The 10,377-nt window shown below is 68.1% G+C and carries 8 protein-coding genes; 4 read left to right on the top strand and 4 right to left on the bottom strand.

What is annotated here, in order from left to right:
- Positions 1-39 precede the first annotated feature (39 nt).
- Positions 40-678 carry a TetR/AcrR family transcriptional regulator gene (locus GPZ80_RS12070; RefSeq protein WP_187220389.1) on the top strand — a complete coding sequence of 213 codons (639 nt, stop codon included), beginning with the start codon at positions 40-42 and terminating at the stop codon, positions 676-678.
- Between the two features lie 53 nt (positions 679-731).
- Entirely contained in the window at positions 732-2,174 is a 1,443-nt protein-coding gene (locus GPZ80_RS12075; RefSeq protein ID WP_187220390.1) for a DHA2 family efflux MFS transporter permease subunit, read from the top strand.
- A gap of 49 nt (positions 2,175-2,223) precedes the next feature.
- On the opposite strand, the gene GPZ80_RS12080 is transcribed toward GPZ80_RS12075, so the two are convergent.
- Together GPZ80_RS12080 and GPZ80_RS12085 are read right to left on the bottom strand one after the other, a co-directional pair.
- The gene (locus GPZ80_RS12080) at positions 2,224-3,051 is read right to left on the bottom strand and encodes an NUDIX hydrolase (protein ID WP_187220391.1); all 828 of its coding nucleotides are present in this window, start codon (positions 3,049-3,051) and stop codon (positions 2,224-2,226) included.
- Positions 3,038-4,420 carry a pentapeptide repeat-containing protein gene (locus GPZ80_RS12085; protein WP_187220392.1) on the bottom strand — a complete coding sequence of 461 codons (1,383 nt, stop codon included), beginning with the start codon at positions 4,418-4,420 and terminating at the stop codon, positions 3,038-3,040. Before GPZ80_RS12085 ends, GPZ80_RS12080 begins: the two co-directional genes overlap by 14 nt.
- A gap of 153 nt (positions 4,421-4,573) precedes the next feature.
- Between GPZ80_RS12085 and GPZ80_RS12090 the strand changes: the two genes are divergently transcribed.
- A complete protein-coding gene (locus GPZ80_RS12090) occupies positions 4,574-6,067 on the top strand; it encodes an endonuclease/exonuclease/phosphatase family protein (protein ID WP_187220393.1) in 1,494 nt (497 codons plus the stop codon).
- A gap of 1 nt (position 6,068) precedes the next feature.
- On the opposite strand, the gene GPZ80_RS12095 is transcribed toward GPZ80_RS12090, so the two are convergent.
- Both GPZ80_RS12095 and GPZ80_RS12100 read right to left on the bottom strand, forming a co-directional pair.
- Entirely contained in the window at positions 6,069-6,872 is an 804-nt protein-coding gene (locus GPZ80_RS12095) for a DUF5919 domain-containing protein (protein WP_187220394.1), read from the bottom strand.
- Positions 6,873-6,884: 12 nt separating this feature from the next.
- Positions 6,885-9,386, bottom strand: a complete 2,502-nt coding sequence (locus tag GPZ80_RS12100) for a DEAD/DEAH box helicase (protein WP_187220395.1) — start codon at positions 9,384-9,386, stop codon at positions 6,885-6,887.
- A gap of 203 nt (positions 9,387-9,589) precedes the next feature.
- On the opposite strand from GPZ80_RS12100, the gene GPZ80_RS12105 reads away from it, so the two are divergent.
- The gene (locus GPZ80_RS12105; protein WP_187220396.1) at positions 9,590-9,982 is read left to right on the top strand and encodes a hypothetical protein; all 393 of its coding nucleotides are present in this window, start codon (positions 9,590-9,592) and stop codon (positions 9,980-9,982) included.
- Positions 9,983-10,377: the final 395 nt, after the last annotated feature.

Raw genomic sequence — 10,377 nt, forward strand, 5'->3', positions numbered from 1 at the left:
TAACGACCGGTCGGCCGGATTGTTGCTACGGTCCGTGTCGTGACGTTTACCGCAGATGGCAGGCTCGTCCGGGGCGACCGCACCCGGGCGGCGGTCTTGGACACGGCGGTCGCGCTGGCGACCGAGGCCGGGCTCGGCGGGCTGACCCTCGCCCAGCTCGCCGATCGGCTGGGCGTCAGCAAGTCCGGCCTGTTCGCCCACTGGCGCAGCAAGGAAGACCTCCAGCTGGCCACCATCGAACGGGCCAGGATGAGCTTCAAGGAACGTGTCGTCGCCGTGGCGCTGTCACGGCCCGCAGGGGTCGGCAGGCTGTGGGCGTTGCACGAGGCGCGGCTGGACTACCTCGCCGACGACGAGCTGCCCGGCGGGTGCTTCTTCGTCAACGCGCAGTTCGAGTACGACGCCAGGACGGGCCCGGTGCGCGACCGGCTCGCCGAGGTCCTCGAGGAGTGGCTTGCCCTCATCGGCAGGCTCGCCGACGAGGGGGTCGCCGTCGGCGATCTGCGTCCCGATCTCGACACCCGCCAGCTCGCGTTCGAGATCAACGCGGTGGGCGTGGCGACGGTGTACCAGTCGCGGCTGCTGCCCGGTTCGTCGGCGATGACACTGGCGAGGACCGCGGTGCTCACCCGGCTGCGGGCGGTCTGCACCGACCCCGCCCTACTGCCCGCGGACTGACGTCCGCTCCTTCTCCCGTACCCACCGTTCAACGAAAGAGAGCGGCTCTGACCATGGCAGAACCCACGACGGCGCCATCGAAGTACCGGGCGATCGTGTTGACCGCCTGCGGTGGCACGTTCCTCGCCATGCTCGACTCCACTGTCACGAACTTGGCCGTGCCGGACCTGCAGCGCGCGTTCCCCAGCGCGTCGGTTCCGGACCTGTCGTGGGTCATCAGCGGCTACGCGGTCATGTTCGCCGCGCTGCTCGCCCCCGCGGGCCGCCTCGCCGACGCGTTGGGCAGGCGCAAGGTCTTCGCCGTCGGCGTCGGTCTGTTTACCCTCGCCTCGCTGCTGTGCGCGCTGGCGCCCTCCCTGCCGACACTGGTGATCGCCCGATTCCTGCAGGGCGCGGGCGCCGCGGCGATGATCCCGGCGTCCCTGGCCATCCTGCTGCTCGACGGACCCGCCGAACGCAGGCCGCAGTCCATCGCCCTGTGGAGCACGGCGTCGGCTGTCGCCGCGGCGCTCGGCCCGGCCGTCGGCGGTGTGCTCGTCGAGCAGTTCGGCTGGCAGTCGGTGTTCCTGATCAACCTGCCGCTCGGCTTGATCGTCATCGCCGCGACCCTGCGCGTGGTGCCCAAGCCCGAGTCGTCGACCAGGGGCGCGCTGCCCGACATGGTCGGCACCGGCCTGGTCGCGATCGGTGTGGGCGGGCTGACTCTCGCGGTCAGCGAAGGCGCCAGTTGGGGCTGGCTCGACGTGCGCACCCTGGCGAGCGCGGTCATCGGTGTCGCCGCGCTGGCGTTCGCCGTGTTCCGCTCACGCAGCCACCCGACTCCCGCGATCGAGACTTCGCTGTGGGGCAACCGGACTTTCGCCGCGACCAACATCGTCTCGCTGTTCTACGGCATGGCCCAGTACGCCTGGATGCTCGGCAGTGTCCTGTACCTCACCGAGATCTGGGGCTACGGCGAACTGCTCGCGGGCGTCGCCAACACCCCCGGTGCCTTCGCCGCCTCCGTCGCGGCGCTGGGCCTGGCCCGCGTCGCGGGCAAGATCGGCGGCCCACGTACCGCGGTCATCGGCGGCCTGATCGCCTTCACCGCCTGTGGCCTCTGGTTCACCTTCGGCCTCATCGACCACGCCGCGTTCCTCACCTTCTGGCTGCCCGCGGCGCTCTTGGCGGGTGCGGGCATGGGCGCGGCCACCATGGGGACCTCGGCAGCGGCGGCGATGTCCGCCCCGCCCACCCGGTTCGCCAGCTCCAGCGGTCTCAACACGACGGCCCGCCAGTTCGGCGGCGCACTCGGTATCGCGATGATGGCGGTGGTGCTGCAGCAGAGCACCGGCATCGACGGGACCCGCGACGTCGACGCCTACAGCAACATGTTCCTGTTCTGCACCCTGATGATGATCGCGGCCCTGGTCGTCGCGGTCGGCTGGTTGAAGTTCCCCGCTCCGGCCGCCGCTCCCACCACAGATGTTCCGGCGGCGGCCAAGGCCAAGGGATAGGCGCGCTCCACCGGGCAGTCCGTTGCGACGGACTGCCCGGTGTGTGCGTTCAGGGGAGCAGGTCGAGCAGCCATCGCGGGCCTTTGACCTGCGCGCCCGCCTTGGCGCAGCGGCGGCGGAGTTCGCGGTCGGCGGTGATCACCAGGCACGGCGCGTTGAGTCGGCCGCAGGCCATTTCGACGATGGTGTCGTCGCCGCTGCCCGGGGCGTCGACGACGGTGATGCCGTCCACTGAGCCGATCCCACGGGCCGCGCCCTCGGTGACGAAGAGGATTTCCGGCAAGGCGAGATCGAACGGGGTGATCCCGGGGAAGCCCGCGACCGTGGCCAAGTCGTCGCGCAGTCTGCCCGCGGCACCCGCCCGGTCGTTCCACCAGCCGTCGGCCCGGGCGCCCATCACGTTGGCGGCGTCGACGATCAGCACCGGCCGGACCAGTGCCGTGCGCAGCGCTGTCCAAGCCTTCGCGAACGGTGGGTACAGGTTGAGTCGGTCCACCTCGCCCACCGGGATCCACGCGGCAGCGCGGGTTTCACGGGAGGCGCGTTCCACGGTCGGCATGCTGTCGATGGAGCCGATCACGGTCTCGTAGGACCAGTTGCCGTGGTTCACCCCGATCATCCCGAACGGCGTCACCAGCGAGGGGTCGAGGGTGCATTCCTCGCCGGTCTCCCGCAGCGCCGCGTCGACGGCGCTTTCGTGGCTGTCGCGCGCGCCGCCGAACAGGGCCCAGGTGCCGCCGCCGTGCGTCCAGCGTGAGCGGTGCTGCAGCAGGACGTGCCCGTCGTGCACCGGCAGCAGGCCCGCCGCGCCGTAGCGGCCCCAGTGGATGTGCCCGCGCTCGCAGCGGACCACGCGGTCACCGTCACCCCGTGCCATGTGCCTCCTCGAGTACCGCGCGGGTGCCCTTGGCGAACTCCGCTCCCTCCAGTATCGGGGCCACACCGAACGTCGCGCCCCCGAAGGCCGCCGAGTCGGCGAACTCGGCGTTCTCCAGATGGACCGGCCCGGCGAACTTCACGGGATCGAATCGGGCGAGACCGCCGAATCTCGCCCTCCTGAACCAGGCAGGCCCATCGAAGCTCGTGTGGACGAACTCGGCATCCTCGGCGAAGGTTACGTTGTCGAACACGCCCCCGCGGGCGAAGCGCACGCCATAGAAGGTGGTCTTCCCGGCGATCTCCGCCTTGCCGAACCGGCAGGCCGCGCGGAACTCGGCATGGTGGAACCGAGCCGCCGCCCCAAACTCAGCGTTCTCGAACGAAACCACGCCGTCAAAGGTCACCCGCTCGAACCCGCCGCGCCCGTCGAACTTCACGCCGTCGAACCCGGCGGAACCGGCGAACGTCGACCCGATGAACTCGGCGTGCCCGCTGAAGCGCGTCCCGCTGAAGTCCGCGCTTGCGGAGAATCGCACCAATTCCAACCCGGTGTCGGCAGCGAAGTGCGCCCCGGCGAAACTTGCGGGCCCGTCGACGCGCAGGTTGCGGAACTGGGCGGCCCCCTCGAAGGTCGCCCCCGCGAACCGGACGGCCTTGACCCTGCAGTCGATCAGGTCGACGTCGATCAGGGTCGCGCCCGAGAGGTCGAGGGTGATACCCGACCAGAAGGTCGGGAGGGCTTGGTCGGGGCCGGGCAGGAGATGGTGGGACAGGACGCGCTGGGCGGCGACCCGGACCTCGCGCTCCTGCACCTGAGCCTGATGGGCCGCGACGAGGTCCTTGTCCGTCTCGATGGGCGGTTCACCCGGGAGTTGGAACGGCATCCGCAAGTAGGCGCAGAGGAGACTGGCGATGGTCTGTCGCTGCTCCGGGTTGCCCTGGGCCAGCCGTTCCAACGCGTAGAGGCCCGCCAGGCGTATTGGCGCCTTGTCGGAGCCGAGTTGGTCGGCGGACTTGGTGTACAGCTCGGTGATGCGCCGCTCGGCCGCGTCCTTCTCCGAGGTGTCCGCTGTCCGTTGCTGATGCGCCACTGTGTCAGCGGCGACCTGCTGCTGCAGGGCCAAGGCGCGTTCGCGGTTGTCGAGGTCGTCCTCGGTCGCGCGCTGCCGCCGCCAGGTCAGGTACAGCGCGAACACGCCGCCGCCGCCGATCCCGATGCTCAGCCCGATCCGCAGCGCTTCGAACCGCGCGGTCACCAGCTTGTCGTCGGTCAGGCCGCGCGTGCCCGCCCACCACAGCACTGTCACCACCGCCGTGGTGAACACTGTCAGCCCGATGACTACTGCCGTCAGCGTGCCCGTGGACAACGGTTTGAGGGTAGAACGCTCCTTGGATACGACCACGCCGCGATCTTCGCGCATCCAGTCCGCGATGGGGAGGAATAGCTCCTCAGCCGTTATTCGTGGGCTGTTAGTGCGAAATTCTTGCCCGGTGCGCCTGACTGGTCCACCGTGCGCACGGTGAGAATCGCACTGAGCACGATCATCGCCGCCCTACTGCTGGCCGTCGGCTTACCCGCCGAGGCCGCCGCGGCCACCTTCACCCTCGACAAGGGCGAGTACACGGTCGGCACGCCGGTCACGGCCGCCTACACGACCGACCGGCCCGACGAGCAGAACTGGGTCGGCGTCTACGCCGACCCCGGCAACGCGCCGGTCGATGGCACCTACGTCGGCCCCAGCACGGCATGGTCCTACGCGCCGGGCGCCTCGGGCACCGTCACCCTGCCGACGACCTCGCTCAGCCCCGGCGCCTACGTCGCCTACTTCCTCCACGACGACGGCTACACCTCCCTCGCGGCTCCCGTGCGCTTCACCGTGGTCGGCTCCGGGTCCCAGCCGCCCGCGTTCCTCGCCGACCCCACGCCGCTGCGCAACGCCCGGGTCGACGCGGCGTACCAGGCGAAGATCGTCGCGGTCGATCCGGACGGCACGAAACCGACCTACCGCAAGGTTTCCGGCCCGTCGTGGGTGCGTGTCGCCAGTGACGGCATGGTCAGCGGCACGCCTCGGGTCGCCGATGTCGGCGTCAGCAGGCTCGTCGTGTCGGCCACCGACGGCGAAGGCCTCACCGCCCGCGCGACCGCCATGGTCACCGTGCGACCGGTGGGCCAGAAGCTGGTCCCCGAGCCGGTGGTGACCGCGTTCAACGTGTGGCACTCGGGCTCGCAGGTGACCGACGGTGTCACCAAACAGATGCGTTTCCTGGTGTCGTCAGGCAGCGACGTCGTCGGCCTGTCGGAGAGCCGGGGCACGCACGCGAAGTCGATCGCCGACGCACTGGGCTGGTATTCCGTGCACAACGGCGGCGACCTCGCCATCGTCAGCAAGTACCCGCTCGGGGCGACCTTCACCGTCGAGGCCGGGTTCGGTGCCCGCGTCGAGTTCGCCGCCGGCGAGCGCGCGGTGATCTGGGACGTGCACCTGAACTACACGCCGTACGGCCCGTACGACGCGTGCTTCGACAAGATGAGCGTGAACAAGATCATCGCCCGGGAAAGCCAGTCCGGCCGGGTTCGGGAGATCGACTCCGTCCTGAACGCGCTGGCGCCGCACAAGGCCGAGGGCATCCCGGTGTTCCTCGTCGGCGACTTCAACGCCCCGTCGCACCGCGACTGGACGCCCGCCGCGGCGAGCCTGCACTGCGGATACACAGTGAACTGGCCGGTCAGCCAGACCGTCGAACGCGCGGGCCTGATCGACTCGTACCGGGCGGTGAACCCGGACCCGGTCACGATGCCGGGAAACACGTGGTCGCCGGTGTACCCCAGGCACAGTGGGAGCACGGGCGTTGTCGAGCCGCAGGACCGGATCGACTTCGTCTACTCGGTCGGCCCGGTGCAGCCGCTCACCAGCAGCGCTGTCGTCCGGGGCAACCCGGTCGCGGTCCCGAACCACGCGGGCAACGAGTGGGCCTCCGACCACGCCGCGGTGGTCACCCGCTTCCGGATGTGAATCAAGCGGTCCCCACCTCCTCCGCGGGGGTGGGGACCGTCTCCTCGATGGCGGACACCGGGGTCGCCGCCTCCCACATCCGCTCGGACTCCGCGACGAAGTGGTGGAACCACGGCCCGTCCTGAGGCGTGAGCGTGATGATCGGGCCCGCTTCGCGGCGGGGCTGGAACTCGTAGTGCTGCACGCAGACCAGGCCGCGCGGGCTGGTGACGTCGAGGCAGTTGAACCCGGCGGACGGGATGGTCGACAGCACCCGGACCTCAAGCCTGCCCTCATTGCGGTCCTGGATCGTCGCCAGGTCCTCAAGCGTCGTGAGGATGCGCTGCTTCACCCGGCCCGCGCCCATGCTGTGCGCCATCCGCCGGTCCGCGGTCTCCATGAGCGCGTCGTCGTGCGGATCCGGCACCAAGACGCGGACCCGGCCCCCGGCGGCCAGGATGGCGGGGAAGTCGGTCGTCAGCCCCTGCACGGTCCTGGTCATCGTCAGGCCGACGACGAGCATGTCGAACGAGGCCGCGCGCCGGGAGATGAGGTCGGCCGGAAACTCCGACTTGAGCAGCGCGGCCGGGTTGCCCCGCTGGGCTCTCCCGAGCTCATCGAGCTGGCGGCGCGACTTGATCTGCGACAGCGCCAGCCACGCGAGCAACGCGAGGACCACCGACGAGAGCGTCTTCACGTCCGAGAGACCCGACGCGCCCAGGACCGTGAACGCCACGGCCACCAGGGCCAGGATGTAGAGGTCCACGTTGTCGTCGTTGATCACGCGCACCAACAACCGGCGCAGCCTGCCTGGCCCCTGAGACATGTCCCGATCTTGTCAGAGTTCGCCCACGGCGGTCACGTAAACGACGGCGGTGCCTGCCTCGTCGGAGGCGGCCAGGTCGATCTCCGCGGTGAAGCCCCAGTCGTGGTCGCCCGCCGGGTCCTCGAAGATCTGCCGGACCAGCCAGCGCTCCGCCTCCGCCTCGATGATCAGCAGGGCCGGGCCGCGGGCGTTCGGGCCGGTGCCGATCTGGCTGTGCTGCTCGAAGTACGGGTTGAGCGCGTCGGCCCAGGCCTCGGCGTCCCAGCCGCTGTCGCCGTCGAGTTCGCCGAGCGCCCAGTAGTCGCGGCGGGCCGCGAGCTGCACGCGGTGGAACAGCGCGTTGCGGACCAGGACGCGGAAGGCGCGGGTGTTCTTGGTGACCGCGGGCGGGGTGTCGTCGACCCGGTCCTCCAGCTCGCCCGTCTCCGGGTTGGTGAGTTTCTCCCACTCGTCGAGGAGGCTGGAGTCGACCTGGCGGACCAGCTCGCCGAGCCACTCGATCAGGTCGGTGAGGTCCTCGGTCTTGGCGTCGTCCGGGACGGTCTGGCGGACCGCGCGGAAGGCGTCGGCGAGGTAGCGCAGGACCAGGCCCTCGGAGCGGGTCAGGGCATAGAAGGAGACGTACTCGGTGAAAGTCATCGCGCGCTCGTACATGTCGCGCACGACGGACTTGGGGGAGAGCTGGTAGTCGCCCACCCATGGGTGCCCGCGCCGGTAGGTGTCGAAGGCGGGGAGCAGCATCTCGGCCAGCGGCTTCGGGTGGGTCACGGTCTCCAGCAGCTCCATGCGCTGGTCGTACTCGATGCCCTCGGCCTTCATCGCCTGCACGGCCTCTCCGCGCGCCTTGTGCTGCTGCGCGGAGAGAACCTGGCGCGGATCGTCCAAAGTGGACTCGACCACGGACAGGACGTCGAGGGCGTAGCTGGGCGACTCGCGATCGAGCAGTTCGATCGCGGCCAGCGCGAAGGGCGAGAGCGGCTGGTTGAGGGCGAAGTCGAACTGCAGGTCGACGGTCAGCCGGACCGAACGCCCTTGCTCATCGGGTTCGTCGAGCTTTTCCACCACGCCCGCGGCCAGCAGCGCCCGGTAGATCGCGATGGCCCGCAGGATGTGCTTGCGTTGGGCGGGGCGGTCCTCGTGGTTGTCGGTCAGCAGCTTGCGCATCGCGGTGAAGGCGTCGCCGGGGCGGCCGATCACGTTGAGCAGCATGGAATGGCTGACGTGGAAGCTGGAGGTCAGTGGCTCGGGCTCGGCCGCGACAAGGCGCTCGAACGTCGGCAGGCCCCAGGAAACCATGCCCTCGGGCGGCTTCTTGCGGACGAACTTGCGGCGCTTCTTCGGGTCGTCACCGATCTTGGTCAACGACTTCTCGTTGTCGATCACATGCTCGGGCGCCTGGACGAGCGCCGTCCCGAGCGTGTCATAGCCCGCCCGGCCCGCGCGGCCGGCGATCTGGTGGAACTCGCGGGCTTTGAGGATGCGGGTCTTCACGCCGTCGTACTTGGACAGGGACGTGAACACGACCGTTCGGATGGGGACGTTGATGCCCACGCCGAGGGTGTCGGTGCCGCAGACGATCTTCATCAACCCGGCCTGCGCCAATCGCTCCACGAGCCGGCGGTACTTCGGCAGCATCCCGGCGTGGTGCACGCCGATGCCGTGGCGGACCAGGCGGGAGAGGGTCTTGCCGAAGCCGGAGGAGAACCGGAAGTTCCCGATCAGCGCGGCGATCTTCTCCTTCTCCTCCTTCGTGCAGACGTTGATGCTCATCAGCGCCTGCGCGCGTTCCAGAGCGGCGGCCTGGGTGAAGTGCACGACGTAGATCGGGGCCTGGTTGGTGCTGAGCAACTCGTCGAGCGCCTCGGTGAGCGGCGTCATACCGAAGGAGTAGAAGAGCGGAACCGGCCGCTCGGCGGAAGTGACCACCGCCGTGTCCCGCCCGGTCCGGCGGGTCATGTCCTCCTTGAACCGGGTGACGTCGCCCAGGGTCGCGGACATGAGGATGAACTGGACCTTCGGCAGTTCGAGGAGCGGAATCTGCCAGGCCCACCCGCGGTCGGGCTCGGCGTAGAAGTGGAACTCGTCCATGACGACCTGACCCACGTCGGCCTCGGCCCCGTCGCGCAGGGCGATGTTGGCCAGGATCTCCGCGGTGCAGCAAATGATCGGGGCACCGCCGTTGACGCTTGAGTCGCCGGTCATCATGCCCACGTTCTCGGCCCCGAACATCTCGCACAACGCGAAGAACTTCTCCGACACCAACGCCTTGATGGGCGCGGTGTAGAAACTCCTGACCCCTTGCGCGAGTGCCGTGAAGTGCGCGCCCGCCGCGACCAGGCTCTTGCCGGAGCCGGTGGGGGTGTTGAGGATGACGTTGGCCCCGGAGACGATCTCCATCAGCGCCTCCTCCTGGGCGGGATACAGGGAAAGACCCTGCTCGGAGGCCCAGGTGGCGAAGGCGTCGAAGAGCTCGTCGGGTTCGGGGGTGGCGGGCAGCCGCGAAGTGAGCGTCATGGTCCTTCGATCGTGCCTGGTCGACCTGAGGCGACGCTAGGCGGGGCACCGTCGTACCTGCCACAGCTAGGGCTCGGACTATCCCGGGCGTTCGCGCATTGCAACAAATGGGTGGTGCGGTGAGTGCTGCGTAACAGATGCCCTCGCAGGGCGCGACTACCTGTGACAACGTCGAAACCGAGGTGTCACCTATGAGTCCCACTATGATCAACGCCAGCCTTGTTAAGGTTGCATTGAACAATGTTGGGGGGCATCAATTTGAAGAATTCGTAAACCAGTTTTACTCGGCGTTGATGGGCATGTCCTTCGTGCCGCTTGGTGGAGTAAAGGATGGAGGCGCCGATGGTATGGATGAACAAATCTTTGAGTCCACAGGGCGACGCTTCTACCAGGCAAGCATTGAACGATCATCCGAAGACAAAATTCGTCGCACGGTTCGACGTCTGCGCGAGTTCGGCCGCGATCCTCGGAATGTGACGTACATTACATCCCAAACCATCAAACATATCGATCAGGTAGAAGACGCGCTAACTGACGAGCTCGACGTTACAATAAGGATTCGCGACGGCCTCTATATACAGAATCAGATTAATTAATCGCCGCAAACCAGGGCGGCCTTCGATGCGCATCTGCGCCATTTAACAGACTATCTTACCACTGCCGGTGCGTCGAAGCTGATACCCGTGTCTAAGCACGTAAAGTCGCCAGCAGTGTACGTCTTTCTCTCTCATGAGGTGGCGCGAAGGTCTGGTAATGAATCACTGTTGAATGCCGTTGCGGACAGCCTAGCACTCTGGGCGCTAGAGGGCACAAATCCGGACCTTGGAATTCTGCGCACAAGCGGCGAGGTGTTGAACCGAATATGCGATGAACTTCCTTCGGTCCGATCACTGCTTAGCAGCCGCATCCAAGGTCGGTTAGAGCATCTTGCGCGTAAACAGCCGAACGGACTCAGGGAGCCCTTTTCATCCTGCGGTGGTCTCGTAGTTCT

The sequence above is a fragment of the Actinokineospora xionganensis genome (assembly GCF_014323725.1).
Lineage (GTDB): Bacteria > Actinomycetota > Actinomycetes > Mycobacteriales > Pseudonocardiaceae > Actinokineospora > Actinokineospora xionganensis.

Coding starts and splice junctions, on each gene's coding strand:
- GPZ80_RS12100 (WP_187220395.1), bottom strand. CDS start 9,386: ATGACGCTCACTTCGCGGCTGCCCGCCACCCCCGAACCCGACGAGCTC.
- GPZ80_RS12075 (WP_187220390.1), top strand. CDS start 732: ATGGCAGAACCCACGACGGCGCCATCGAAGTACCGGGCGATCGTGTTG.
- GPZ80_RS12105 (WP_187220396.1), top strand. CDS start 9,590: ATGATCAACGCCAGCCTTGTTAAGGTTGCATTGAACAATGTTGGGGGG.
- GPZ80_RS12095 (WP_187220394.1), bottom strand. CDS start 6,872: ATGTCTCAGGGGCCAGGCAGGCTGCGCCGGTTGTTGGTGCGCGTGATC.
- GPZ80_RS12080 (WP_187220391.1), bottom strand. CDS start 3,051: ATGGCACGGGGTGACGGTGACCGCGTGGTCCGCTGCGAGCGCGGGCAC.